The organism is Stenotrophomonas sp. PE591 (assembly GCF_018320795.1).
GTDB classification, from domain to species: Bacteria; Pseudomonadota; Gammaproteobacteria; order Xanthomonadales; family Xanthomonadaceae; genus Stenotrophomonas; species Stenotrophomonas maltophilia.
The window spans coordinates 1-26,169 of the sequence record NZ_JAAOKO010000002.1; the positions used below are offsets into that span (position 1 = coordinate 1).

Below are 26,169 nucleotides of genomic sequence, written 5' to 3' on the forward strand. Positions count from 1 at the left end.
GGCCCGAAGGCGGCTGATCTCGCTTTCCAGGTCGGTGGCTGGCCTGCGAGCCTCAGAGGTCAACGACCGGCCAGCACGGACCGCGTCAAGCCAGTTTGCCAGCGTCTTGACCGACATCTCCAACTGACGGGCCGCTGCGGCAGGCCCGAGCGACTCGGCCAACTCGACGGCTTGGTGCTTGAACTCATCGGTGTAGCTACGACGGGTGATACGGGACATAAGGGACCTCCAAGTGCGATCAAAGTATCGCTTCTTGGCGTCCGCTGACGGGGGGCCAGATCAGTCCGCGGCATGGATGCTGCGGACAAGCCCCCATGGAAGGGTTTACGGCGTCTCCCGCCACTGGACCCAACCCCGCCATCCCACGGAATGCCAGCTTTTGCTCTAGTCGTTGCCGTTGCCGTTGTTTCAGCAGGTGCAGGGCTGCAAGCCCTGCCGCACCCACACCCCTCACACCACCGGAATGCTGTGCTGCCCCAGATTCCGGTACGGCGGCGTGGACATCACCATCTCCGCCAGCGAATACGCCAGCTCACGCTCGGCCATCACTGTGCCATCCGCACCGTGTTCCAGCAGATGCTTCACCTCTGCGTCGCTGTGCGCACGCGCCAGCAGGGTCAGGTCCGGGTTGATCGCCCGCAGCTTGGCCAGCGCCTCACCGGCTTCCAGCGGCTGCGGAATCGCCAGCACCGCGATCTTCGCGCGCTCCGGATGGGCTTCAGCCAGCACCCGGTCGGCGGCGGCACTGCCGCGGATCGCCGCCAGGCCCTTGGCATGTGCCTGCTCGACGTGTTCCTTGTTGTCATCGATCACCAGCACCGGCACGCCACGATCGCGCAGCACCTGGGCCAGTTCGCTGCCGACGCGGCCGTAGCCAATCACGATGGCGTGGTCATGCAGGTCACGCGAGGGTCCGGTGGCCTCTTCGGGCTCGACGGCCTGGGGCGACTGCTCCTGCTTGGCCTGCCAACGGTCCAGCAGCCCGAACACCAGCGGGTTGAGCATGATCGACACCAGCGCACCGGCCAGGACCAGCGACTGGCCTTCCTTCGGCAGGATCTGCAGCGCGACACCGAGGCCGGCGATGATGAAGGCGAACTCGCCGATCTGCGCCAGGCTGGCCGAGATGGTCAGCGCGGTGCTGGTCGGGTGGCCGAACGCACGCACGATGAAGAACGCCGCCGCCGACTTGCCGAACATGATGATCAGCACGGTGGCCAGCACCTGCCACGGGTGCTGGATGAGGATGTTGGGGTCGAACAGCATGCCGACCGAGACGAAGAACAGCACTGCGAAGGCATCACGCAGCGGCAGCGAATCGTGTGCGGCCTTGTGGCTCAGTTCCGATTCGTTGAGCAGCATGCCGGCGAAGAACGCGCCCAGCGCGAACGAGACGCCGAACAACATGGCCGAGCCGAACGCCACGCCCAGCGCGATTGCCAGCACCGACAGGGTGAACAGCTCGCGCGAGCCGGTACCGGCGATGCGCTCGAGGATCCACGGGATGACCCGGCGCCCGACCACCAGCATCACCGCCACGAACAGGCCCAGCTGTACGAAGGTCCAGCCGATGTCGGCCAGCACGCTGCCGAGCGAGTGCGACTCCTTGGCCGCATCGGGGCCGAACACACCGGCCATCACCGGCATCATCACCAGTGCCAGCACACAGGCCAGGTCTTCCACGATCAACCAGCCAACCGCGATCTTGCCGCGCATCGTCTCCAGCAGGCGGCGTTCTTCCATCGCCCGCAACAGCACTACGGTACTGGCGGTGGCCAGCGAGAAACCGAAGATGACGCCATGGATGGCGGGCCAGCCCATCAGCGAGGCCACGCCCCAGCCGAGCAGGGTGGCCACTGCGATCTGCCCAATGGCACCGGGAATGGCGATGGCCTTGACCGCCATCAGGTCCTTCAACGAGAAGTGCAGGCCGACGCCGAACATCAGCAGCATCACGCCCAGCTCGGCCAGCTGGTTGGCCAGCGCCTGGTCGGCGACGAAGCCGGGGGTGAACGGACCTACGCAGATGCCAGCAACCAGGTAACCGACCAGGGGAGACAAGCGGAGCTTGTTGGCCAGCGCGCCGAAGATGAAGGCGAGCCCGAGGCCAACGGCAACGATGTTGATCAGGTCGGTGTCATGGTGCATCGGCACTCGCAGGAAATCGGGGGGATGCCCCGATTTTCACCGATGCGGCCACATACGGCAAACCGGGCCAGCGTATCGGATCGTTGCGTGGGCGGAGTCATCAGTGGTCGGCGTCCGACTTGGTGTGTGCGGGGCGGTCGAGGGTGGCGCTGTCGGGATTGGACCTGTTTGGGGTGGCCAGTTGCTCTGGACCGTGAACCGGAGCCAGACCGACGCCACCCGAGACAGGCACGGGACGGGGGATGGGTTCGATACGCGGCGGTGCCATCGCAGGACCCTTTGCCCCTGTGCGCCAAGGTTTTTCAGTCGATCCAATGACATACGAGGGTGGGAAGTCATTCTGGTGGCGCGCGTTCTGGGCAGGACGCCTGCGGTCTGGCCGAAGTTTTCCCGAGCCCCGCACGCGTCACCATGTGCTCATTGCCCCTTCTGCTTGCCAACCAGGCGGGGCCTGCTCTCTTCAGACTGCATGGGCGGATGACCGCATGAAGCTTCCCGACATTGACGTAGTGATTCAGGCGGTAGGCCAGGACACGAGTTCTGCTTCCCTGTCCCGGTTGCTCCTTGAACTGGAAATCGGCGAGGTCGACTTCCGTCGCTATCCGTTCAACTTGGCTGGAAGGCGAATATGGACTGACAGCGAGGGGGCGCTGCAGTTGGAGTTCAAGGACGTCGGACTCCTTAAGGACATTCCGTATCATGATCTGGACGATGGGCCTTGGGTACTCACCAATGTCGTGTTCTGGCCATCTGAGAAAAACAAGCGTGCTTACTCTGGCCCGTTGCCCCATGGGCTTAATTTCTCAATGTCTCGTCACCATGTGAGAGAGCGATTTGCAGCCCTGAATGCGGGAAGTCCTGTCGAGGCGGGTATCTCGGGTAATGTGGAAATATGGAGCATTGGTGGCATGGAGTTCAAAGTTAACTTCCTCGGTCCCGGAGATTCGATTCGCTGCGTATCCGTCGGCATTCCGGTGGACCGTCCTGATCGCCGGGCGTAAGCGCGGCGTGTGTGCTTCTCGCCCGTATGGACAAGGGACCTTGATGAATCATCCAGCCATTGAAGAGTTCATCGCTGCGATCGGCAGCGATTCAGAATCGCAGGAGCTCGAAACCATATTTTCGAGGATCGGAATCCAGCTTCAGAATCTGGATGATTACCGCATGGGTGTCAGTGGTCACCGGATCTGGGCAGATGACGCTGCTGGACTGCAGCTTGAATTCAAGGATGCCGGTCTGGTCTCAGAGACCGCCTATCACGACATCGATGATGGCCCCTGGATGCTCACCGACGTGATCTTCTGGGGCTGGCGAAATGACACCGGCACCCAGTATGAAGGGCCGATGCCTTTCGGCCTGAACTTCCTGATGTCCAGGGACCAGATCAGGTCGGACGTATCTGCCGATCTGGGGGCGCCAATGGTGTTTGGTCTGTCTGGTAATGTCGACGCATGGATGCTCGGAAAGCTGGAGCTGGCTGTCGACTACGACGGTGAAAGGGCAATCCGTTGCGTCAGCCTGGGGCTTCCACCAGAGGAATGAATGGACCTACAGGCGATAACGGCGCTGTTTGGCAGAAGCGCCACTGACCCAGCCGTCTCAACGATGCTGCAATCGCTTGGCGTCAGGCGAAGGCCAGAGCTGGCCCGTCCTGCAAAATGCCCTTACGAGGCGATTCTGCGTGTGAGCGCGCGGGGCATGCTGTTCTCTTTCAGCGAGCGCAACTACTGGAACGGGCGATCCGTTGCTTCGCACGGCAAGAGCGGTGAGCTGATCTTCACCAACGTTGCGGTGACAGCCGGCATTCCGGATGTCATGCGCAGGTACGAAGGCGATCTGCCGTTTGGCCTGCAATGGGAGGACGATAGGGCGACAGCGCGCGAAAGGCTCGCCACGGCGGGCTTTGGGGATAGCTTGCATGCCGGCAGGCGTGACGCGTGGTGGTTGCCTGACTACCGCATTCGTCTGACGTATCAGGCTGGATGCATCAAGCAGGCAGGAGCGTGTGGGATCTTTGATATCAGCTTGGGAATTCCCATGCGTCCGTTGGCTTGCGCACCGGCAACGCGCGAGTACCCTTCAGCGGAGCAGGTGCTCGCTGTCCTCGGCAGATCGACCGAGGATGCTGATTTCCGGGCAGTGTTCCGGGAGTTTGGTCTTGCGAGTCTGATGGCGGAGTCGAGCAGGGAGGTCGTCGATAGATCCGGCGAGCATGGCTTCATCCTGTACTTCGACAGCAAACGGGGCACGCCCGGTGGCCATCCGGTATGCACGGGTATCAGTTTCGTCCGCGATCGATTGGGAAACTCAAGAGCCTGGGCTGGGTCGCTGCCATTCGGTCTTCAGTTCGATGATCCGCCGTCCATTCTCGAGGAGCGCATTGGCCAAAGAGCCAGTCGTTGGCACGATGAACAGACATTTGGCAGCGCGAGCTGGATGCTTCCTGGTCTTCAAGTGAGCGTGAATTTTGACAGTCTGGACAACTGTCTCGAGTCTGTCCGTGTGATCGCAGAAGGTCATCGGACGTCCAGTTGCCAGCCGCGCGGCTGATCTTGCTCGCAGCACATAACAAAATACCCGCCGGATCATTCCGGCGGGTGTGAGAGATGCGTCGATGGTATGCCGGCCAGCGGCCGGCTCTACCCCTTACCAGGTGTACTTGATCCGCCCGTACACATACGCGCCGTTGAAGCCGAACGGCGAGTAGTTGCTGTACGGCAGCATGCCGAAGGTCGAGTTCTGCAGGTCTTCGGTGCGGTCCGGGTACTTGTCCAGCAGGTTGTCGGCGCCCACGGTCAGGGTCCAGTTGCTGCTCGGCTTGTAGCTGGCCGAGGCATCCACCACCCAGGCGTCGCCGTAGGTCTGGTCACGCAGCGCGGTGGCCGAGTTGCGCACGGTGAATTTGCCGTAGCGGGTGGCGGCCAGGCCCAGTTCCCAGTGGTCCGAGCGCCAGGTACCGCTCAGGATCGCCTTGTCGCGCGGGTAGCTGTCCTCGATGCGGCCAATTTCATCGCGCCCGATCAGCGACTGGGTCAGGCCCAGCGTGCCGAACACCGCCGGGGTGCCGCCGACGCGGCGCACTTCGGTGTCGTTGTAGCTGTACGCAGCGGTCAGCTCCAGGCTGCTGGCGTTGAACGGCACCGTATAGCTGGACACGAAGTCGACGCCACGGGTGCGCGTATCCAGGCCGTTGGTGAAGTAGGAGAACGCGGTCACCTGCGGCAGGCCCAGGGTGCCCAGCAGCGCGCTGGTGGCCGCGTTGGTGGTGATGCTGGACGACAATGCGATGCGGTCATCGATGTCGATCTGGTAGGCGTCGACGGTGATGTACAGGCGGTCGGCCGGCTGCAGCACCACGCCCAGGCTGTAGGAGGTGGAGGTCTCGGCCTTCAGCGGCGAGGCGCCCAGCGCCTGCGCGGCCGGGCTGGTGGTCGGGAAGGTGCCACGCTCGACGAATACGCCATTGAGGAACTGGCTGGTGACCGCCTGGTAGCCCTGCTGCGCCAGCGACGGTGCACGGAAGCCACTGGAGGCGGTGGCCCGCAGCGCGACCTTGTCGGTGAATGCATAGCGCGCCGAAAGCTTGCCGGAGAAGCGGTCGCCGAAGTCCGAGTAGTCCTCGTAGCGGCCGGTGATGCCGGCCGAGAACTTCTCGGTCAGGTCCGCTTCCAGGCCAGCATAGACCGCGTAGTTGTGGCGGTCCGCATGCACTTCATTGGTCGGGGTGAAGCCCGCGAAGCCCTGCGCGCCGCTGCCGGTGTACGAGTTCAGCTCGCCCGGGTTCTGGTCCCACTTTTCCTTGCGGTACTCACCACCGAAGGACAGCGTGACCGGGTAGGCCAGGCCCCAGTCCAGCGACTTGGTCAGGTCGGCGTTGAAGATGTCCTGCTGGTATTTCAGCGTGCCGTCGTAGAACGAGCGCGGGCTGGTTGCGCCGAGGCTGTAGTTGATGCTGTTGCGGGTGTGGAAGTCGAGGGTGTTCTCACCGTGGTTCAGGCTCAGGTCCCAGGTCCAGCCGTTGTCGGTGTTGCCCTTGACCCCGGCCACCAGCGAGCGGTCCTTCGAATACTGGTTGATCTCCGGCACGAAGCCGTCGGGGTAGGTCTGCGCCAGCAGCGCGCTCTGCCCGCTGTGGTTGCGCGAACGGTAGAACGCGAACGAGGTGATGTCGCGGTTGCTGAGCAGCGCGCTGGCGTAGCCGGTCACGTGGTCGCTGAAGTCGAAGCTGGCGTTGGCCGACGCGGCGGTGGCATCCACGCGCGGGTCGCCGACGATGAAGGTCTTCTGGCCGATGCTGGGGAAGTTGCTGGTGTTCGGCGTGGCGCCGCGGTACGGGCCGGCGCGGTTGCTCTCGTCCTGCTGGCTGATCTGGCCAGCCACGTGCACGCGACCACGGCCGTTGCCGAACTCGACGCCGGTATCGCCGGAGAGCTGGTACTTGTTGCCGTCACCGGCCGAGTACTGGCCGTAGTCCACGGCCAGGCTGCCGCCACGGCCGCTGCCCTTGAGCACGATGTTGATGACGCCTGCAATGGCGTCCGAGCCGTACTGTGCCGACGCACCGTCGCGCAGCACTTCCACGCGCTCGATGGCGGCAATCGGGATCGCATTGATGTCCACCGCCGACGAGCCACGGCCGATGCTGCCGTTGACGTTGATCATCGCCGAGGTGTGGCGGCGCTTGCCGTTGACCAGCACCAGCACCTGGTCCGGCGACAGGCCGCGCAGCTGCGCCGGGCGCACGCCACTGGTGCCGTCGGTCAAGGCCGGGCGCGGGAAGTTCAGCGAGGGCAGGGCGCGTGACAGTGCGGTGGCCAGTTCACTGGTGCCGGTGGACTGCAGCACTTCAGGGGTGATGATGTCGATCGGCGACTGCGATTCGGCGACGGTGCGGTCGGCCACGCGGGTGCCGGTGACGATCACCGTGTCCAGGGTGTTGGCGGCGGTGCCGGCCTGCTGGGCAGCGGCAACGAACGGAGAGCCACCGAGTGCGACAGCGACGGCGGCGGCGATCAGGCTGGTCTTGCGGGTCATCGGGATGGGGCTCCGGTTGGCGGGGGTGGCACCGGAATCGACATCACGGGGGTGAGGCGGACGGCGGTTGTTGCGGTGCGCAAGGCAGGAATTAACGGGATATTCAGTGCCTGTCAAATGGTTGCAACAGGAAAAAACGTTGCAGCAGCAACCATTTAGCGGCAGAGGGCAGCGGCGGGAGGTGGGGCCCGGGGGCTGCGCGGGGCCGACGAGGGAGAGAGTTGGCCTGCCGCCGCGCATCCCGGGGCGCGTCAAGTATTCGTTAACGCTAGAATTACGTCGCAGGAACAGTGCTCACCAGCACATTCCATCCGGTTATATGGACCCCTCCCCCGATGATCTCCCTTCGTAATTTCGCCTTGCGCCGCGGCGAGCGGCTGCTGTTGTCCAATGTCGACCTGACCCTGCACGCCGGTTACCGGGTGGGCGTGGTCGGCCGCAACGGTGCTGGCAAGTCCAGCCTGTTCGCGGCGGTGAAGGGCGAGCTGGAGGCCGACAAGGGTGACGTCGACCTGCCCGGCAAGGTCCGTATCGCCAGCGTGGCCCAGGAAACCCCGTCGCTGCCGGACCCGGCGCTGAGCTTTGTGCTGGGCGGGGATACCGATGTGGCTGCGGTGCTGGCTGAAGAGGCTGAAGCAACCGCGCGCGAAGACTGGGAGGCGGTGGCCAACGCGCACACGAAGATGGCCGAGATGGGGGCCTACGACGCCGAAGCGCGTGCCGGTAAGCTGCTGCATGGCCTGGGCTTCCCGGCCGAGACCCACCATCGCGCGGTTTCCTCGTTCTCCGGCGGCTGGCGCGTGCGCCTGAACCTGGCGCGCGCGCTGATGATGCCCAGCGACCTGCTGCTGCTGGACGAACCGACCAACCACCTGGATCTGGACGCGGTGTACTGGCTGGAACAGTGGCTGCTGAAGTACCCGGGCACCTTGTTGCTGATCTCGCATGACCGCGAGTTCCTTGACAACGTGGCCACCCACACCCTGCACCTGCACGGTGGCGGCGCCAAGCTCTACCCGGGCGGCTACACCGATTTCGAACGCCAGCGCGCCGAACAGCTGCGCCAGCAGCAGATCGCGCACGAGAAGGAACAGGCCGAGCGCGCCCACCTGCAGAGCTTCATCGACCGCTTCAAGGCGCAGGCCAGCAAGGCGGCGCAGGCGCAGAGCCGCATGAAGCGCCTGGCCAAGCTGGCCGGCACCGAAGCGGTGCGTGCCGAGCGCGAATTCCGCATCGAGTTCGCGCCGCCGGCCAAGCTGCCGTTCTCGCTGATCCGCCTGAACCACGTCGAGGCTGGCTACGGCAAGGACGCGGTGATCCTGCACAATGTTGGCTTCGGCCTGGAGGCGGGCCAGCGCATCGGCCTGCTCGGTCCGAACGGCGCCGGCAAGACCACGTTGGTGAAGACCCTGGTGGGCGAGCTGGCGCCGATCGTCGGCGAGCGCATGGCGCACCCGGACCTGAGGATCGGCTACTTCGCCCAGCACACGGTGGAGTCGCTGCACGAAGGCCAGTCGCCGATGGAGCATTTCCGCGAGATCGCCCCGGACGCACCGAACCAGTCGTTCCGCGATTTCCTCGGCAAGTGGAACTTCCCGGGTGACCGCGCGTTCGAGCCGGTCGATGGCTTCTCCGGTGGCGAGCGCGCACGCCTGGCGCTGGCGCTGATCGCCTGGCAGCAGCCAAACGTGCTGCTGCTGGACGAACCGACCAACCACCTTGACCTGGAAATGCGCGAAGCGCTGGCCGAAGCATTGGCCACCTTCGAAGGCGCGATCGTGATGGTCTCGCACGACCGCCATCTGATCGGCCTGGTCTGCGATACCTACTGGCGCGTGGCCGATGGCGTGGTCGAGCCGTTCGATGGCGACCTGGATGCCTACGCCGCGTGGCTGCGGACCCGCCCGCAGGCGCAGGGCACCAAGGCGCGCATGGAACAGGTGGAAGAGCCGGTGGTGGTCAAGACCGCCCCGGTGGCGCAGGTGGTGCAGAAGAAGCCGGTGAACCCGCACAAGCTGGCCGCCGCTGAAGCCAAGGTGGCCGAGCTGGAAGGTGCCCTGGCCGAGCTGGACCGCCAGCTGGCCGACCCGGCCAACTACGCCGATGCCACGCGCATGGCCGTGCTTGGCCGCGATCGCGAAACCGCCGCCACGCAGCTGGAAAAGGCCGAAGCCGCCTGGATGGAACTGCTCGAGTCCTGACCGGTAGTGCCGGCCACTGGCCGGCAGCGCGATGCGCCCACAACGATCAAGGGATTGCCGGCCAGCGGCCGGCACTGCCTACCCGCCCTGTGCCTGCAGCCATTCGCGGAAGCGCTTGGCCGGCTCACGCTCGGCGCGCGAGCGCAGTCGCGTCAGCCAGTAGCGCCCCAGCTCCAGCGTGGTGCTGAACGGTTGCAGCAGGCGGCCTTCGGCCAGTTCCTGTTCGAACATGCGCAAGGGCAGCAGGGCCACGCCGGCACCACCGGCGGCGGCCATCGCCACCGTCAGTGAGGAATCGAACACCGGCCCGCGGGCTTCCACGCCACTGACGCCGGCTGCCTGCAGCCAGCGCGGCCATTCGTCGCTGCGGTAGGAACGCAGCAGCGGCAGCGTGGCCAGGTCGCGCGGCTGCTTCAGCCGCCGCGCCAATGCCGGTGCGCACAGTGGCGCGAAGGGCGCATCGAGGATTGCCGTGCAGGCCTGGCCCTGCCAATCGCCATCACCGAAGCGGATGGCCAGATCCAGTCCTTCGCCGGCCAGGTCGATGCGGTTGTTGTGGGTCTGCAGACGCAGCTCGATGTCCGGGTGCGCCGCCTCGAACGCGGCCAGCCGTGGCAGCAGCCAGCCGGTGGCGAAGGTGCCGACCACCCCCAGCGTCAGTACTTCACGTGCCGGCCCGCCGGTGTAGCGCGCGATGCTGGCCGAGATGCGCTCGAACGATTCGTTGAGTACCGGATACAGCGCCGCGCCTTCATCGGTCAGCGCCACGCCGCGCGGCAGGCGATGGAACAGGCGGATCCCGAGCCGGTCTTCCAGCCCCCGGATCTGGTGGCTCAGCGCGGCCTGGCTGACACACAGCTCCAGCGCGGCACGGGTGAAGTTCTGGTGGCGCGCAGCCGCTTCGAAGGCACGCAGCGCGTTCAGCGGCAGGGTAGGGTGCAGCATCGGGAGTCGTGAGCCAGAGTGATGGCTGATCCTACTCGTTCAATGCATCATTTCGGAAAAATAATGAGTTGAATGCGACAGGCATGAAATTAATTCATGCCTTTTGCTGATTTTTTGCGCTGGTCACTTCCAGGGGAGGCCTCAATAATCATGCGGTCCCCCAGGAGAACCCGCATGCTCGCCCGTCGCCGATTCCTGCAGTTCAGTGCTGCCGCCGTGGCTTCCTCGCTTGCCTTGCCGCTGCTGGCACGTGCAGCGGGCAAGGCCACCGCCAACGCACCCACCGATGCCGCCATCACCGCCGCCAGTGATTTCGCCGCGCTGGAAAAGGCCTGCGCCGGACGCCTTGGCGTGACCCTGCTGGACACTGCCAGCGGTCGCCGCATCGGTCATCGCCAGGACGAGCGCTTCCCGATGTGCAGCACTTTCAAGAGCATGCTGGCGGCTACCGTGCTCAGCCAGGCCGAGCGCACGCCGGCATTGCTGGACACCCGCGTGCCGGTGGGCGAGGCCAATCTGCTCTCGCACGCACCGGTTACCCGCCGCCATGCAGGCAAGGACATGACGGTGCGCGATCTGTGCCGTGCCACGATCATCACCAGCGACAACACCGCCGCCAACCTGCTGTTCGGCGTGGTCGGTGGCCCGCCCGCAGTGACCGCGTTCCTGCGCGCCAGCGGCGACACGGTGAGCCGCAGTGACCGCCTGGAGCCGGAGCTGAACAGCTTTGCCAAGGGCGACCCGCGCGACACCACCACGCCGGCGGCGATGGCCGCGACCCTGCAGCGCGTGGTGTTGGGCGAGGTACTGCAACCGGCCTCGCGGCAGCAGCTGGCCGACTGGCTGATCGACAACGAAACCGGCGACGCCTGCCTGCGCGCGGGCCTGGGCAAGCGTTGGCGCGTGGGTGACAAGACCGGCAGCAATGGTGAAGACGCGCGCAACGACATCGCCGTGCTGTGGCCCGTAGCCGGAGGCGCCCCGTGGGTGTTGACGGCTTATCTGCAGGCAGGTGCGATCAGCTACGAGCAACGCGCTAGCGTGCTGGCACAGGTGGGGCGGATTGCCGACCGGTTGATCGGATGAGGTAACCGGGGTCATTCAAACGTGGCTTGCCGGATCGGTTCGGCGCGCGCATCCTGCGCGCGTTCGAACCACACGGAAGTCCCCCATGAGCCATGAACTGATCTACCTGCTGCTGATCTTCGCGCTGCTGGTGATCCCGCGAGCGCTGCAGCGTTTCAGCCTGCCAGCGCCGCTGACCTGCCTGCTGTTCGGCATCATCGGCATGCTCTGGCTGGGCGACCAGGCCCACGATGCGGTGATCGGCCTGCTGGCCACGCTGGGCATTTCCTCGCTGTTCCTGTTCGCCGGCCTGGAAGTGGACCTGCAGGCGCTGCGCCGTGGCATGTGGCCGCTGCTGGCGCACCTGGTGATCCGGACCGGCACGCTGTTCGGCGTGGGCTGGCTGGCCTGGCGCTATGCGGGGCTGCCGTGGCAGGCCGCCGGCCTGCTGGCGCTGGCGCTGCTGACGCCGTCCACGGGCTTCATCATGGACTCGCTGTCGCGGCTGGGCCTCAGCGAAGACGAGCGGTTCTGGGTGACCAGCAAGGCCATCGCCGGCGAACTGCTGGCGCTGGCGGCGTTGTTCATCGTGCTGCAGGCCGGTGATCCAGGGCACATGGCGTTGTCCAGCCTGGCACTGCTGGCGATGATGATCGGCCTGCCGCTGCTGTTCATCGCGCTGGGCCGCTGGGTGGCACCGCACGCGCCGGGCTCGGAATTCTCGCTGCTGGTGATGGTCGGCATGGTGGCGGCCTACATCACCTACCTGCTGGGCGTGTACTACCTGGTTGGCGCGTTCATCGCCGGCCTGGTCGCGCGCCTGCTGCACCAGCGCATGCCACTGCTGGCCTCGCACGAGAACCTGCACGCGCTGCGCCTGTTCGCCTCGTTCTTCGTGCCGTTCTACTTCTTCAACGCCGGCACCAAGGTGCCCGCCGAAGCGCTGAGCTTCGAGGCGCTGGGGCTGGGCATCGTGATCACCCTGGTGGTGCTGCCGCTGCGCATCGGCGTGGTCTGGCTGCAGCGCCGGGTGATGTTCGGCGAGAGCTTCCGCAGCAGCCTGCGGGTCTCGCTGGCGCTGGCACCGACGCTGATCTTCACCCTGGTGCTGGCGGCGATCATGCGTGAGCGCTTCCAGATTCCGGCGGTGCTGTTCGGTGCGCTGCTGCTGTACGCGGCGCTGACCACGCTGTTGCCGTCGCTGGTGTTCCGTACACCGTTTGACGTTGATCCGGTGGAGCAGGAGCCGGCCGGCGAGGGCGAGGCCGCACCGGTGGCGGCGACCGAAGCACTGCCGGCAGCACCGTCTGCCGAGCGCTGAGCGGGACTGGCGCGCGGTTTGCGCCCATCGTCCATGGCCGTTAGGGTTGGGGCATGAGACCGATTGCCGTTGCCACTACCGCCGCCCTCCTGCTCAGCCTCGCTGCGTGCACGCAGCGCTCCGATACGGTCGTCCATGACCTGGCGACCGCACCGGCCGATGCGTTCATGGCCGCCATCGCCGCACATTGCGGCCAGGCCTACGTCGGCAAGGTGGTGGAGGACACGCCTGCACCGACCGCCAAGGATCCGTTCGCCGGGCAGCGCCTGGTCATGCATGTGCGCGGCTGCGCCGACCCGGCGCACGAGCTGCGCATCCCGTTTCATGTCGGTGATGACCACTCGCGGACCTGGGTGCTGACCCGCACGCCGAACGGGCTGCGGCTGAAGCACGACCATCGCCACGAAGACGGCAGCCCCGACGCGATCACCCTGTACGGTGGCGACAGCACGCCGCCGGGTACCGCCGAGCGCCAGCGGTTCCCGGCCGATGCCGATTCGGTGGCGATGTTCCGCCGTGCCGACATGCTGGCTTCCACGCACAACACCTGGGCGATGGAGATTGATCCCGACCAGACCTTCGTCTACGAGCTGACCCGCCCGGATGGACGCCGCTTCCGCGTGCAGTTCGACCTGAGCAAGCCGGTCGACCTGCCGCCTGCACCATGGGGCGACGACACAGCACCCGCGCCGTGATCCCGGGGTCGGATCCCTCCTGCGGAGGGCTCTGACCCCGACCCTGCACTCATCGCGTGCCGAAGCGCGCCCGGCAGCCGTTGCTCACCCACACCTGGCCACGCGAGTAACCCCAGCTGCGGCCTTCCTGGCAGGCGCTGCCCGACAGCTGCTGCTGCAGCACCGGCCGGCCCTGGCGCTCATCCCAGTCGCAGGTCTGCGAGCGGTTGTTGTTGCTGCTGCAGGTGACGGAATAGTTGCTGTTGCCACCGCCCCAGCCGCCACCGCCACCGCCCCAGCCGCGGGCCTCGGCGAATTCGGCGCGGCAGCCATTGCTGACCCATACCGCGCCGTTGCGCACACCCCAGGTACGGCCCTCGTCGCAAGGGCTGCCGGACAACTGGCGGACCAGGCGGGCATTGCGCCAGCCGACCGGGCAGCTGCGCTCGCGGTTGTTCTGGCTTTCGCAGCGGATGGTCTCGCCGGGCCGACCGTTGTTGCCTGCCCAGCCACCGCCATTGCCGCCGCCCCAGCCACCACGGGCCTCGACGAACTCGGCGCGGCAACCATTGGTGACCCAGATGCTGCCATTGCGGCTGCCCCAGGAGCGCCCTTCCTCGCAGGGGCTGCCAGACAACTGACGGACCAGCTGCGCGCCGCGCCAGCCGGTGTTGCAGACCCGTTCGCGGTTGCTCTGGCTTTCGCAGCGGATCACCCCGTTCTGCGCAGAGACGGACGGAGCGGGCAGGGCAAGGGTGCCCAGCGCACCCAGGCTGAGGGTCACGGCCAGGCTGGCCAGGGACAGCGGTTTCATGGCGGCATCCCATACGGTGGCAGGTGCCCGACTATAGGGAGGGGGACGATCAAGCCGGTGTGACTGGCCGGATTTGCCCCAGCCGGGGCCTCGGCCGCAGAATACGAGGCTTTCCGGCCCCCATCCGGTGCCGGCGTTCTCCAGCGGAGCTTCCCCCCATGCGTACCCACTTCTGCGGCCTGGTCGACGAGACCCTGATTGGCCAGACTGTCACCCTCGCCGGCTGGACCGACGTGGCCCGTAACCAGGGCGGCGTCTGCTTCATCGATCTCCGCGATCATGAAGGCATCGTGCAGGTGACGGTGGAGGTCGACAATGCCGAAGTGTTCGCGGTGGCCGCGTCGTTGGGCTACGAGGATGTGCTGCAGGTGGAAGGCGTCGTGCGTGCCCGCCACGCGGTGAACGACAAGATGCGCACCGGTAAGGTGGAAGTGATCGCCACCGCCATCACCGTCCTGAACAAGGCTGCGCCGCTGCCGTTCCACGCCCATGAGAACCCGGGCGAGGAAACCCGCCTGAAGTACCGCTACCTGGACCTGCGCCGCCCGGAAATGCAGCGCATGCAGCGCACCCGCATCAAGCTGGTGCAGGCGCTGCGCCGCCACCTGGACGAAAAGGGCTTCCAGGACATCGAAACCCCGATCCTGACTAAGGCCACCCCGGAAGGCGCACGCGACTTCCTGGTGCCGGCGCGCATGCACCCGGGCGAGTTCTACGCACTGCCGCAGAGCCCGCAGCTGTTCAAGCAGATCCTGATGGTGGCCGGCTTCGACCGCTACTACCAGATCGCGCGCTGCTTCCGCGACGAGGCCCTGCGTGCCGATCGCCAGCTGGAGTTCACCCAGCTGGACATGGAATTCGCCTTCGTCCGCGAGCGCGACGTGCAGGATTTCGTCGAGGACATGATCCGCGCCATCTTCAAGGAAGTGGTGGACGTGCAGCTGGACGCCAGCTTCCCGCGCATGACCTGGGCCGAGGCCATGCGCCGCTACGGCTCGGACAAGCCGGACCTGCGCATCGCGCTGGAGCTGGTGGACGTGGCCGAACTGGTCAAGGACAGCGAGTTCCCGGTGTTCACCGGCCCGGCCAATGATGCCGAGGGCCGCGTTGCCGCGCTGCGCATCCCGGGCGGTGCGTCGCTGTCGCGCAAGCAGATCGACGAATACGCCGCGCATGCCGCCAAGTACGGCGCCAAGGGCCTGGCCTACATCAAGATCGCCGACAACGGCGAAATCAGCTCGCCGATCCAGAAGTTCTTCAGCGAAGCGTCGTTCGCCGCGCTGGTCGCCCACGTCGGCGCCGGCAACGGCGACATCGTGTTCTTCGGTGCCGGCGGCTACAACAAGGTCTCCGACTTCATGGGCGCGCTGCGCCTGAAGGCCGGCAAGGACTTCGGCCTGGTCGCCGACGGCTGGGCACCGCTGTGGGTCACCGACTTCCCGATGTTCGAGTGGGACGAGGAAGAACAGCGCTACGTCGCCCTGCATCACCCCTTCACCGCACCGGCCGTGGACGACATCGCCGACCTGCGCGCCAATGCCCGTACCGCCGTTTCGCGCGGCTACGACATGGTGCTCAACGGCAATGAGATCGGCGGCGGTTCGATCCGTATCCACCGTCCGGACATGCAGAGCGCGGTGTTCGAGCTGCTGGGCATCGGTGCCGAAGAAGCCCGTGCCAAGTTCGGCTTCCTGCTCGACGCGCTGAACTACGGCGCGCCGCCGCACGGTGGCATCGCCTTCGGCATCGACCGCATCGCCGCGCTGATGGCCGGCACCGAGTCGATCCGCGACGTCATCCCGTTCCCGAAGACCACGGGTGCACAGGATCTGATGACCGACGCGCCGTCGCCGATCGTCGACGCGCAGCTGGCCGAAGTGCACATCCAGGTTCGCCCCAAGACCAACTGATCAGGAGATCCAGGCAATGACCGAGTTTGCGTTTTCGCTGGAGTGGGAAAAGCTGGGCAATGAAGGCTCCGAGGCCAACCTGGTCACCGAGCGTGCACGCGTGTTCGGCGGTTGGCTGGTCCGCGTCGGTACCAACCCGGCCGCGATGGCCCTGACCTTCGTCGCCGACGGCGAAGGCCGTTGGGATGGAGAAGACTTCGGCGTCGAGGATTACGAGGACGACGAAGAGGAAGAGTACGACGAGGACGAGGAAGGCGAGGAAGGCGAGGAAGACGAGGAAGACGAGGACGAAGAGGAGTACGAGGAAGAGGACGAGGAAGACGAAGAAGCGGAATCGTCGGAAAAGGCTTGACCGCCCCTTCGCGCTGACGTCAACTGGCTGCATGTATTCCATCCGCCGCGCCACCGTGGACGACGCGCCGACCCTGTCGGCGCTGGCCGCCCGCACGTTCACCGAAACCTTCGGCCATCTGTATCCGCCGCAGGACCTGCAGGCCTTCCTTGAGGAGGCCTACACGGTCGAGCGCCAGCGCGTGATCCTGGCCCACCCGGATTACGCGGTGTGGCTGCTGGAGCTGGACGGGGAGGCGGTCGGCCATGCCGCCGCCGGCCCCTGTGGCCTGCCGCACCCGGACGTGAAGCCCGGTGACGGCGAACTCAAGCGCCTGTACCTGATCAAGACGCAGCAAAGCTGCGGCTGGGGCAGCCGCCTGCTGGAAACCGCGCTGGCCTGGCTGGAACACGAGGGCCCGCGCACCCTGTGGTTGGGCGTGTGGTCGGAGAACTTCGGCGCACAGCGCTTCTACGCCCGCTACGGTTTCGAGAAGGCCGGCGAATACCTGTTCCCGGTGGGCGACACGAACGATCTCGAATTCATCCTGCGCCGCGCACCGCGCGCGGCCTGATGTTCACTGCCGCTTGCTGCGCGCGCGTGTTCAATCACCGTACGTTCCTGCCCCGCTGACCGCCAGGCTGTTTGCATGACTCCCCCCGTATTGCTGCTGCATGGCATCTGGAATGCCCGCGCCTGGGTCGGGCCGCTGGCCTGGCGCCTGCGCGCGCGCGGCTTCCAGGTGCACGCGTTTGGTTATTCCTCGGTGTTCGGTGGCCCGGACGTGGCCGTACCGCAGCTGCTGGAGCGGCTGGCCGACGCCGGCCCACTGAGTTTGGTCGGCCACAGCCTGGGCGGGCTGCTGGCGCTGGAAGCGCTGCGGCGCAATCCGCAGCTGCCGGTGCAGCGCGTGGTCTGCCTGGGTTCACCGCTGCGCGGCAGTGGCACCGCGCGCTCGTTGTCCGATCATGGTTGGGGCCTGGCGCTTGGGCGCAGCAGCGAGCTGCTGCTGGACGGCCTGCCGGACTGGCAGGGCAAGGCCGAGGTCGGGCTGATCGCCGGTTCGGTGCCGCATGGTCTGGGCAGCCTGCTGGGCGCGATGGACGACGCCTCCGATGGCACCGTGGCCCTGGCCGAAACCCGCCTGCCGGGCCTGGCCGATCATTGCGTGGTGCGCACCAGCCACAGTGGCCTGGTCGTGTCGCCGGATGCTGCGCGGCAGACCGCGCATTTCCTGCGCCACGGCCAGTTCGACCACAGCCGCGACGCCGCCGCCGCGTAATCTGGTAGGGGCGACCGCCCTGGCTCGGTGGGCGCGGACCGTCCTGCCTTGGTGGATGCGACCGGCCTACCTCGGTGGGTGCGAACCGTTGGTTCGCACGCGCTTCGCCGGGCCATGCCCGACGGCATCTCTCCGCCCTAGACACGGTTGCCGCCCCCGATCAGGTAGAATCCGCGCCTTGATCCTGAAGCAGCCAGACGGTAGCACCCATGGGTAGAGGCCCCTCCATCGAAGCCCGCAAGAACGCGTCCGACGCGAAGCGCGGCAAGATTTTCACCAAGATCATCCGCGAGATCGGCGTTGCCGCGCGCGGCGGTGGAGGCGACCCCAACAACAACCCGCGCCTGCGCGTGGCGGTGGACAAGGGCCTGGCCGTGAACATGTCCAAGGACGTGATCGAGCGCGCCATCAAGAAGGCCACCGGTGAACTGGAAGGCGTCGACTACGAGGAAATCCGCTACGAAGGCTACGCCCCGGGTGGCGTGGCCGTGATCGTCGACTGCCTGACCGACAACCGCGTGCGCACCGTGGCCGATGTCCGCCATGCGTTCAGCAAGTGCGGCGGCAACATGGGCACCGAAGGCTCGGTGGCCTTCATGTTCAAGCGCCTGGGCGTGCTCAGCTTCGCCCCGGGTGCCGACGAGGAAGCCATCACCGAGGCGGCCATCGAGGCCGGCGCTGATGACATCGTGGTCTATCCGGACGATGGCTCGATCGATGTGGTCACCAGCCCTGACGCGTTCAGCGCAGTCAAGGACGCGATGGCCGCCGCTGGCCATGTCGCCGACCACGCCGAGATCACCTTCCGCGCCGACAACGACATCAAGGTCGAGGGCGAGGTCGCCCTGCAGGTCAAGAAGCTGCTGGACATGCTGGAAGACCTGGACGACGTGCAGGACGTGTATTCCAACGCCGAACTCGGCGCCGACGCCTACGCCTGAGCCGTCTTCGACGGCCTGGGCGCGGGCCGTTGAACGGTCACCGCGGACAGTCATGAGCCCATACGCCTGCCAGCGCATTCCGTTCCGCCCCGCCAGGAGTGCAGCATGACCCGCATCCTCGGCATCGACCCCGGTTCGCAGCGGACCGGGGTCGGCATCATTGATGTCGATGCCACCGGCCGCGTCAGCTACGTGCACCACCAGCCGCTGGTGCTGCTGGGCGCTGACGACTTCCCGCAGCGCATGAAGCTGCTGGTGCTGGGCCTGGCCGACCTGTGCCGCGAGTATGAGCCGCAGGAAGTGGCCATCGAACGCGTGTTCATGGCCCGCAACCCCGATTCGGCATTGAAGCTGGGCCAGGCCCGTGGCGCGGCGATCTCGGCGGTGGTGCTGCGCGACCTGCCGGTGCACGAATATGCTGCCAGCGAGATCAAGCTGGCGGTTGTCGGGCGCGGTGGCGCCGAAAAGCAACAGGTTCAACACATGGTCGGGCTCATGCTCAATCTGAAAATCAAGCTGCAGGCCGACGCGGCCGACGCGTTGGCGGTGGCGATCACCCATGCCCACGTAAGGGCGACGGCCAACCGCCTGGGGCTCAGTGCCCGCCAGGCATGGGGCCGCAAATGAGGAGCTGCACGCAATGATCGGTCGACTGCGCGGCATCGTCGCCTACAAGGCGCCGCCGTGGCTGGTGGTGGACGTGAACGGAGTGGGCTACGAACTGGAGGCGCCGATGAGCACCTTCTACGACCTGCCCGAGCTCGGCCGCGAGGTCACCCTGTATACCCACTACTCGCAGAAGGAAGACAGCGTCTCGCTGTACGGCTTCCTGCGCGAGGGCGAGCGGCGCCTGTTCCGCGACGTGCAGAAGGTCAGCGGCATCGGCGCGAAGATCGCGCTGGCCGTGCTGTCCGGCGTCACCGTCGAGGAGTTCGCGCGCATGGTCCAGGCCGGTGACATTACCGCGCTGACCCGCATTCCGGGCATCGGCAAGAAGACCGCCGAGCGCATGGTGCTGGAGCTGCGTGACCGCGCGGCCCAGTTCGGTGCCGGCGGCGCGCTGCCCACCGGCAGTGGCCCGGCCCCGGCCGATCCGCTGTCCGACGCCACCGTGGCCCTGCAGCAGCTGGGCTACAAGCCGGCCGAAGCGGCGCGCATGGCCCGTGATGCCTTCAATGAAGGCGACGAAGTGGCCACCGTGATCCGCAAGGCGCTGCAGTCGGCGCTGCGTTGATCCGCCTTCCTTTCCTTCAACAAACCGCCTGAGCTTCGCCAGGAGTCCCATGTCCAGCAGTCAAACCCCGCACGCAGCTGCCCCCGGCGGCCACGGTCACGCTCCTCCAGCCGGAGGCATGGCGCTGATCATCGGTGCGATCGGCGTGGTCTTCGGCGATATCGGTACCAGCCCGCTGTACACCCTGAAGGAGGCGTTCTCGCCGCACTATGGGCTCAACAGCGACCACGACACCGTGCTGGGCGTGCTGTCGCTGGCGTTCTGGGCGCTGAACATCGTGGTCACGCTGAAGTACGTGACCATCATCATGCGCGCCGACAATGACGGCGAGGGCGGCATCATGGCGCTGATGGCACTGACCCAGCGCACCCTGCGCAACGGGTCGCGCTCGGCCTATGTGGTGGGCATCCTCGGCATCTTCGGCGCCTCGCTGTTCTTCGGCGACGGCGTGATCACCCCGGCCATTTCAGTGCTGGGCGCGGTTGAGGGCCTGGAGGTGGCGGCCCCCGGCCTGCATGCCTTCATCGTGCCGATCACGGTGGTGGTGCTGTTGATGGTGTTCGCCGCGCAGCGCTTCGGCACCGAGAAGATCGGCAAGGCGTTCGGCCCGATCACGTCGGTCTGGTTCATTTCGCTGGCGGCGATCGGCATCTACAACATCGTCGACGCGCCGGAAGTGCTGAAAGCCTTCAACCCGTGGTGGGCGATCCGCTTCTTCATGGAGCACGGCTGGCACGGCATCTTCATCCTGGGTGCGGTGGTACTGGCGGTGACCGGCGGCGAAGCGCTGTACGCCGATATGGGCCATTTCGGCGCCAAGCCGATCCGCCACGCCTGGTACTTCTTCGTGCTGCCGTGCCTGGTGCTGAATTACCTGGGGCAGGGCGCGCTGGTGCTCAACCATCCCGAGGCGCTGAAGAACCCGTTCTTCGAGGCCGTGCCGTCGTGGGCACTGTACCCGATGATCATCCTGGCCACGATGGCGGCGGTGATCGCCTCGCAGTCGGTCATCACCGGCGCGTTCTCGGTCTCGCGCCAGGCCATGCAGCTGGGCTACATCCCGCGCATGCGCATCAAGCACACCTCGCACGACACCATCGGCCAGATCTACATCCCGGGCATCAACTGGGGCATCGCGGTGATGGTGATCGGCCTGGTGCTGGCCTTCCGCAGCTCGTCCAACCTGGCCGTGGCCTACGGCATCTCGGTGTCGGCCACCATGCTGATCGATACCCTGCTGCTGGCCCTGGTCGCCCGCTCGCTGTGGCCGAAGGCGCGCGCCTGGCTGCTGCCGCTGTGCGTGGTGTTCTTCATCATCGACCTCGGCTTTGTCATCGCCAACGGCGCCAAGCTGCTGCAGGGCGCCTGGTTCCCGGTGGTGCTGGGTATCTTCCTGTTCACCATGATGCGCACCTGGCGGCGTGGCCGCGAGCTGCTGCGTGATGAGATCCGCAAGGACGGCATCCGCCTGGACACCTTCCTGCCGGGCCTGATGCTGGCACCGCCGGTACGCGTGCCGGGCACCGCGGTGTTCCTCACCGCCGACCCGACCGTGGCCCCGCACGCGCTGATGCACAACCTCAAGCACAACAAGGTGCTGCACGAGCGCAACGTGTTCCTGCACGTGGAAACCCTGCCCATTCCCTATGCGATGGAAGGGCAGCGGCTGAAGATCGAGTCGGTGGGCGACGAGTTCTACCGGGTCTATGTGCGCTTCGGTTTCATGGAAACCCCGGACGTGCCGCTGGCGCTGATGCGCTCGTGTGACCACGGTGGCATCTACTTCGACCCGATGGACACCACCTTCTTCGCCAGCCGCGAGACCATCGTGGCCACCGCCAACCGCGGCATGCCGATCTGGCGCGACAAGCTGTTCGCGCTGATGCATCGCAACGCCGCCCCGGCCACGGGCTTCTTCCGGATTCCGGGCAACCGCCTGGTGGAACTCGGCGCGCAGGTGGAGATTTAATCTCCACCTGCGCTACGCCCCACACGCATTCCACCTTATCCCCCGCCTATCGGCGCGCCCCCTTGAAACGCAGGCGCCGTTGGCGCTGGCGTTCCGCGCATTCCACCTTACCCCCCGCCTGTCGGCGCGCCCCCTTGAACAACAAGGGGGCTCCGCTTGCGGAGGCACCGCGCGCCAGAAGCTGAGCCAACTCTCCCCCTCTGTTCCATCCACGCATGGCGTGGATCTACCGTGTCGACCAAGGTCGACACCTACCAGATCCGACCCCGTGCCGACCAACGGTCGGCACCCACCAAAGCAGAACGCCGTTCCGACAGACCGCAGGAAACTGTCGAAGGCGGGGTGGGTCCGGTTGCGGGGGTGTCCGCGGCATGGATGCCGCGACCAAGCCCCCAAGGACGGGTTCACGGCGTCCCCCGCGACCGGACCCACCCCGCCATCCCCAGTAGATTCGCAATTGACGTTGACGTTGGCGTTGCCTCTGCGGGTGCCGGGCGCAGCCCGGCCGAAACCCGTACTTTTGCCGCATAATCAGCACATGACCGACGACCGCATCATCGGCGCCGGCGCCACCCGCGAGGATGACGCCGCCGACGCCAGCATCCGCCCAAAGCGCCTTGCCGACTACCTCGGCCAGGTGCCGGTGCGCGAGCAGATGGAAATCTACATCCAGGCGGCCAAGGGGCGTGGCGACGCGCTCGACCACGTACTGATCTTCGGGCCGCCGGGCCTGGGCAAGACCACCCTCAGCCATGTCATTGCCAACGAACTGGGCGTGGCCCTGCGCGTGACCTCCGGCCCGGTGATCGAAAAGGCCGGCGACCTGGCTGCGCTGCTGACCAACCTGCAGCCGCACGACGTTCTGTTCATCGACGAGATCCATCGCCTGTCGCCGGTGGTCGAGGAAGTGCTGTACCCGGCGATGGAAGATTTCCAGATCGACATCATGATCGGCGAGGGCCCCGCCGCCCGCTCGATCAAGATCGACCTGCCGCCGTTCACCCTGATCGGCGCCACCACCCGCGCCGGCCTGCTGACCGCGCCGCTGCGCGACCGCTTCGGCATCGTCCAGCGGCTGGAGTTCTACAGCGTCGAGGAACTGACCCGTATCGTGCGCCGCTCCGCCAGCATCCTCGGCATCGACTGCACCGCCGATGGGGCAGGGGAGATCGCGCGCCGCGCGCGTGGTACCCCGCGTATCGCCAACCGCTTGCTCCGACGCGTGCGCGATTACGCGCAGGTCAAGGCCGGTGGCCACATCGACGAGCCCGTAGCCCAGGCCGCGATGAAGATGCTCAAGGTCGACCCGGAAGGCTTCGACGAGCTTGACCGGCGCCTGCTCAAGACCATGGTCGACTACTTCGATGGTGGCCCGGTCGGCATCGAATCGCTGGCCGCGGCGCTGTCCGAAGAGCGTGGCACGCTGGAAGACGTGGTCGAGCCGTACCTGATCCAGCAGGGCTTCCTGGTGCGTACCGCGCGTGGCCGCATGGCCACCCACAAAGCCTACCGGCACATGGGTCTGAAGCCGAAGAACCCGCCGCAGGACCTGTTCGCGGAGGTTCCCGATGTCGGTTGAGCCACTATTCAGTTGGCCGACACGCATTTACTGGGAAGATACCGACGCTGGCGGCGTGGTCTACCACGCCCGCTACGTGGCCTTCATGGAACGGGCCCGGACCGAATGGATGCGTTCGCTCGGCTACGGCCAGGAGCGCATGCGCGCCGAGCACGGGATGATCTTCGCGGTGCGCTCGATGCAGATGGATTTCATCAGGCCGGCACGGCTGGATGACACCCTGCAGGTGAGTGCCCGCCTGGTCCAGCTGAAGAAGGCCAGCATGGTCTTCGACCAGCAGATCCTGCGCGACGGCGAATTGCTGCTGTCGGCCCAGGTCCGCATCGCCGCACTGGACGCGGCCAGTTTCCGCCCGCGTGGCATGGACGAGGCCGTCCTTGCCGTGCTGCAACCCCACCTCCACCCCGAATCCGAACACTGAGGAACAACGGATGATCGCAACGCTCCTGGCCCTGCAGGCCACGGTCACCGAGGCACTGCCGGCCGACGTCAGCAACGCCGCGACACAGACCCTTGCCCAGGCCACCACCGGCGGCGGCATCAACTACCTCGAACTGATGGCCAAGGCCAGCCTGCCGGTGAAGATCATCGTGCTGCTGCTGCTGGTCGGCTCGTTCGTCAGCTGGGTGATCATTTTCCGCAAGGCCCGCGTGTTCAAGCAGGCCACCCGCGAAGCCGACGAGTTCGAGAACCGCTTCTGGTCCGGCGCGGACCTGGGCAAGCTGTACAGCGCGGCCACCGACCGCAGCCGCAGCGTGACCGGCCTGGAAGCCATCTTCGAAGCAGGGTTCCGCGAATACACCCGCCTGCGTGACAAGCGCCGCCTGGATGGCCGCGCACAGCTGGAAGGCGCGCAGCGCGCGATGCGCACCACCTATACCCGCGAAGTGGACCAGCTCGAGCGCAACCTGGAACTGCTGGCCAACATCGGTTCGACCGCGCCGTACGTGGGCCTGGTCGGCACCGTGTTCGGCATCATGGTGACCATGCACGACATGATCAGCAGTGGGGCGCAGGCCGGCATCGCCGCCGTCGCGCCGGGCATCTCCGAGGCACTGTTCGCTACCGCCATCGGCCTGTTCGTGGCGATCCCGGCGGTGTGGGCCTACAACCGCTTCACCACGCGCGTTGAGCGCATGTCGGTGCGGTTCGAGACCTTTGCCGAAGAGTTCAGCTCCATCCTGCAGCGCCAGAGCGCTGGCGACGAGTAAGCGCCTGACCCGGGAGTCCAAGCCATGTCCGCTGCCATCGGTCGCCGCAAGCGCCGCAAGCTGAAATCGGAAATCAACGTCGTTCCCTACATCGACGTCATGCTGGTGCTGCTGATCATCTTCATGGTCACCGCGCCGCTGCTCACCCTGAGCTTCGACGTCGACCTGCCGCAGTCCAACGCCAAGGCGCTGGAGAGCAAGCAGGACCCGGTGATCGTCTCGGTGCGCCAGGACGGCCAGCTCAGCCTGAAGCTGCCCGATGCCAAGGAACCGACCGCCGTGTCGGCCGAGGAACTGGAAGGCCGCCTGGCCGGCATCGCCGCCCAGGACAAGGGCGTGCGCGTGATCGTCGCCGCCGACCGTGCCGTGGCCTATGAAAAGGTCATCGCCGCGATGGATGTGATCAAGCGCGCCAAGGTAGACAAGGTAGGCCTGGCCACCGATGCACGCTGACGCCCTGCCACCCCCGCATCAGCGCGAACCCGGCTGGGGCCTGCCCCTGGCATTGGCGTTGCTGGTGCACCTGCTGGTCGCGCTGGTCTTCATCGTGGCCTGGTTCTGGTCGCCCGAGCGCAACACCGACGCCGCCGCCGGTGATCCGTCGGTCGAGGCCAGCCTGGCGCTGTCCGCGTCGGAGGCCTCCGCTGCGCGCCAGGCCCTGCGCCAGTCGGAAAAGCTGGAAGACCTGCCGCCGCCGGTGGCCGAGCCCATCCCGGTGCCGGAAGACACCATTCCGCCGCCGCAGCCGATCCCGGAACCGCGCCCGCAGGACGCCCCCACGCCGCAGCAGCAACAGGCGCAGGAGCGTGTCGCGCAGCCGGATACCAAGGATCAGGAAGCGGTGAGTGCGCTGGCCATCTCCCAGGAGAAGGCCAAGCAGGAACAGGAAGCCAAGCGCCGCCAGGAACAGATCGACCTGACCGAACGCAAGCGCCAGGAAGAAGCGGAGCAGAAGCTGCGCCTGGCCAAGCAGCAGGAAGCGGACGAGAAGAAGAAGCAGGCCGAGCAGGAGCGCGTGGCCGCTGACAAGGCCGAGGCCGAGAAGCAGAAGAAGATCGCCGAGCTCCGTGCCCGCCGCGAGCAGGCCGAGAAGGAAGCCAAGCTGGCCGAGCAGAAGCTGCGCCAGGTGGCCGCCGCGCGCAATGCCGCCGGCAGTGCCGCTGCCGGTTCCAGTGGTGCCTCGCAGCCGGCCGCCGGTGGCGGTGGCAACAGCGACGACCTTTCGGCCAAGTACGCAGCCGCCATCCAGGCCAAGGTGCTGTCGCAGTGGGTGCGCCCGGATGCGGTGCCGCTGGGCCAGCGCTGCCAGATCACCATCACCCAGATTCCGGGTGGCACGGTGATGCAGGCCAAGGTCAGCCCGAACTGCCCGTACGACGAGGCCGGCAAGCGCTCGATCGAGGCCGCCGTGCTCAACGCGCAGCCGCTGCCGTACCGCGGCTTCGAGTCGGTGTTCGCACGCACGCTCAACTTCACCTTCACCGCCCAGGATCGCTGAGGCGGGCAGGGC

General features: G+C 66.5%; 25 protein-coding genes. 20 read left to right on the plus strand and 5 right to left on the minus strand.

The window, feature by feature from the left end; genetic code table 11:
* Together JLDANKMP_RS05210 and ybaL are read right to left on the minus strand one after the other, a co-directional pair.
* A partial coding sequence (locus JLDANKMP_RS05210) for a transposase (RefSeq protein ID WP_212560668.1) occupies positions 1-219 on the minus strand: 219 nt, incomplete at its 3' end.
* Positions 220-450: 231 nt separating this feature from the next.
* Positions 451-2,148: a YbaL family putative K(+) efflux transporter gene (gene ybaL / locus JLDANKMP_RS05215; protein ID WP_212560669.1), complete on the minus strand. Its 1,698-nt coding sequence runs from the start codon at positions 2,146-2,148 to the stop codon at positions 451-453.
* 485 nt (positions 2,149-2,633) lie between these two features.
* Here ybaL and JLDANKMP_RS05220 point away from each other — a divergent pair, with 485 nt between their 5' ends.
* From JLDANKMP_RS05220 to JLDANKMP_RS05230, 3 genes are all read left to right on the plus strand, one after another.
* Positions 2,634-3,149 (plus strand): hypothetical protein, encoded by a 516-nt coding sequence (locus JLDANKMP_RS05220; RefSeq protein WP_212560670.1) that lies wholly within the window; start codon positions 2,634-2,636, stop codon positions 3,147-3,149.
* Positions 3,150-3,192: 43 nt separating this feature from the next.
* Positions 3,193-3,690: a hypothetical protein gene (locus tag JLDANKMP_RS05225; protein ID WP_065183971.1), complete on the plus strand. Its 498-nt coding sequence runs from the start codon at positions 3,193-3,195 to the stop codon at positions 3,688-3,690.
* Positions 3,691-3,753: 63 nt separating this feature from the next.
* A complete protein-coding gene (locus JLDANKMP_RS05230) occupies positions 3,754-4,698 on the plus strand; it encodes a hypothetical protein (protein ID WP_249336815.1) in 945 nt (314 codons plus the stop codon).
* A 96-nt stretch (positions 4,699-4,794) separates the two neighbouring features.
* On the opposite strand, the gene JLDANKMP_RS05235 is transcribed toward JLDANKMP_RS05230, so the two are convergent.
* Positions 4,795-7,182, minus strand: a complete 2,388-nt coding sequence (locus tag JLDANKMP_RS05235) for a TonB-dependent receptor (protein WP_212560672.1) — start codon at positions 7,180-7,182, stop codon at positions 4,795-4,797.
* Positions 7,183-7,517: 335 nt separating this feature from the next.
* Between JLDANKMP_RS05235 and JLDANKMP_RS05240 the strand changes: the two genes are divergently transcribed.
* The gene (locus tag JLDANKMP_RS05240) at positions 7,518-9,383 is read left to right on the plus strand and encodes an ABC-F family ATP-binding cassette domain-containing protein (protein ID WP_212560673.1); all 1,866 of its coding nucleotides are present in this window, start codon (positions 7,518-7,520) and stop codon (positions 9,381-9,383) included.
* A gap of 78 nt (positions 9,384-9,461) precedes the next feature.
* Here JLDANKMP_RS05240 and ampR read toward each other — a convergent pair whose 3' ends face one another.
* Positions 9,462-10,328 carry a LysR family transcriptional regulator AmpR gene (ampR, locus tag JLDANKMP_RS05245; protein ID WP_212560674.1) on the minus strand — a complete coding sequence of 289 codons (867 nt, stop codon included), beginning with the start codon at positions 10,326-10,328 and terminating at the stop codon, positions 9,462-9,464.
* 174 nt (positions 10,329-10,502) lie between these two features.
* Between ampR and blaL2 the strand changes: the two genes are divergently transcribed.
* The 3 genes from blaL2 (at position 10,503) to JLDANKMP_RS05260 (ending at position 13,409) form a co-directional block, all read left to right on the plus strand.
* Entirely contained in the window at positions 10,503-11,414 is a 912-nt protein-coding gene (gene blaL2 / locus JLDANKMP_RS05250) for a L2 family extended-spectrum class A beta-lactamase (RefSeq protein WP_212560675.1), read from the plus strand.
* 85 nt (positions 11,415-11,499) lie between these two features.
* Positions 11,500-12,714, plus strand: coding sequence for a cation:proton antiporter (locus JLDANKMP_RS05255; RefSeq protein WP_005410765.1), 1,215 nt, complete (start codon positions 11,500-11,502; stop codon positions 12,712-12,714).
* Positions 12,715-12,767: 53 nt separating this feature from the next.
* The gene (locus JLDANKMP_RS05260; RefSeq protein ID WP_212560676.1) at positions 12,768-13,409 is read left to right on the plus strand and encodes a hypothetical protein; all 642 of its coding nucleotides are present in this window, start codon (positions 12,768-12,770) and stop codon (positions 13,407-13,409) included.
* 49 nt (positions 13,410-13,458) lie between these two features.
* Here JLDANKMP_RS05260 and JLDANKMP_RS05265 read toward each other — a convergent pair whose 3' ends face one another.
* Positions 13,459-14,202, minus strand: coding sequence for a DUF3011 domain-containing protein (locus JLDANKMP_RS05265; protein WP_212560677.1), 744 nt, complete (start codon positions 14,200-14,202; stop codon positions 13,459-13,461).
* A gap of 158 nt (positions 14,203-14,360) precedes the next feature.
* Here JLDANKMP_RS05265 and aspS point away from each other — a divergent pair, with 158 nt between their 5' ends.
* From aspS to tolA, 13 genes are all read left to right on the plus strand, one after another.
* Positions 14,361-16,112, plus strand: a complete 1,752-nt coding sequence (aspS, locus tag JLDANKMP_RS05270) for an aspartate--tRNA ligase (RefSeq protein WP_005414279.1) — start codon at positions 14,361-14,363, stop codon at positions 16,110-16,112.
* Positions 16,113-16,128: 16 nt separating this feature from the next.
* Positions 16,129-16,464 carry a DNA primase gene (locus JLDANKMP_RS05275; RefSeq protein WP_212560678.1) on the plus strand — a complete coding sequence of 112 codons (336 nt, stop codon included), beginning with the start codon at positions 16,129-16,131 and terminating at the stop codon, positions 16,462-16,464.
* A gap of 31 nt (positions 16,465-16,495) precedes the next feature.
* Complete coding sequence (locus JLDANKMP_RS05280; protein ID WP_005410760.1) at positions 16,496-17,017, plus strand: GNAT family N-acetyltransferase; 522 nt, start codon at positions 16,496-16,498, stop codon at positions 17,015-17,017.
* Positions 17,018-17,092: 75 nt separating this feature from the next.
* Entirely contained in the window at positions 17,093-17,725 is a 633-nt protein-coding gene (locus tag JLDANKMP_RS05285) for an alpha/beta fold hydrolase (protein ID WP_043035110.1), read from the plus strand.
* A 209-nt stretch (positions 17,726-17,934) separates the two neighbouring features.
* Positions 17,935-18,666, plus strand: a complete 732-nt coding sequence (locus JLDANKMP_RS05290; protein ID WP_005410758.1) for a YebC/PmpR family DNA-binding transcriptional regulator — start codon at positions 17,935-17,937, stop codon at positions 18,664-18,666.
* Between the two features lie 105 nt (positions 18,667-18,771).
* Positions 18,772-19,293 (plus strand): crossover junction endodeoxyribonuclease RuvC, encoded by a 522-nt coding sequence (gene ruvC / locus JLDANKMP_RS05295; RefSeq protein ID WP_005410757.1) that lies wholly within the window; start codon positions 18,772-18,774, stop codon positions 19,291-19,293.
* A 13-nt stretch (positions 19,294-19,306) separates the two neighbouring features.
* The gene (gene ruvA, locus JLDANKMP_RS05300; protein ID WP_005410756.1) at positions 19,307-19,900 is read left to right on the plus strand and encodes a Holliday junction branch migration protein RuvA; all 594 of its coding nucleotides are present in this window, start codon (positions 19,307-19,309) and stop codon (positions 19,898-19,900) included.
* Between the two features lie 118 nt (positions 19,901-20,018).
* Entirely contained in the window at positions 20,019-21,869 is a 1,851-nt protein-coding gene (locus tag JLDANKMP_RS05305) for a potassium transporter Kup (protein ID WP_171956640.1), read from the plus strand.
* A gap of 538 nt (positions 21,870-22,407) precedes the next feature.
* Positions 22,408-23,448, plus strand: coding sequence for a Holliday junction branch migration DNA helicase RuvB (gene ruvB, locus JLDANKMP_RS05310; RefSeq protein WP_005410754.1), 1,041 nt, complete (start codon positions 22,408-22,410; stop codon positions 23,446-23,448).
* The gene (ybgC, locus tag JLDANKMP_RS05315; protein WP_012481069.1) at positions 23,438-23,869 is read left to right on the plus strand and encodes a tol-pal system-associated acyl-CoA thioesterase; all 432 of its coding nucleotides are present in this window, start codon (positions 23,438-23,440) and stop codon (positions 23,867-23,869) included. The genes ruvB and ybgC overlap by 11 nt, the downstream gene beginning before the upstream one ends.
* Positions 23,870-23,879: 10 nt before the next feature.
* Positions 23,880-24,659 (plus strand): protein TolQ, encoded by a 780-nt coding sequence (tolQ, locus tag JLDANKMP_RS05320; protein WP_005410752.1) that lies wholly within the window; start codon positions 23,880-23,882, stop codon positions 24,657-24,659.
* 24 nt (positions 24,660-24,683) lie between these two features.
* The gene (gene tolR / locus JLDANKMP_RS05325) at positions 24,684-25,112 is read left to right on the plus strand and encodes a protein TolR (protein WP_005410751.1); all 429 of its coding nucleotides are present in this window, start codon (positions 24,684-24,686) and stop codon (positions 25,110-25,112) included.
* Positions 25,102-26,157: a cell envelope integrity protein TolA gene (gene tolA, locus JLDANKMP_RS05330; RefSeq protein WP_212560679.1), complete on the plus strand. Its 1,056-nt coding sequence runs from the start codon at positions 25,102-25,104 to the stop codon at positions 26,155-26,157. Before tolR ends, tolA begins: the two co-directional genes overlap by 11 nt.
* Positions 26,158-26,169 lie beyond the last annotated feature (12 nt).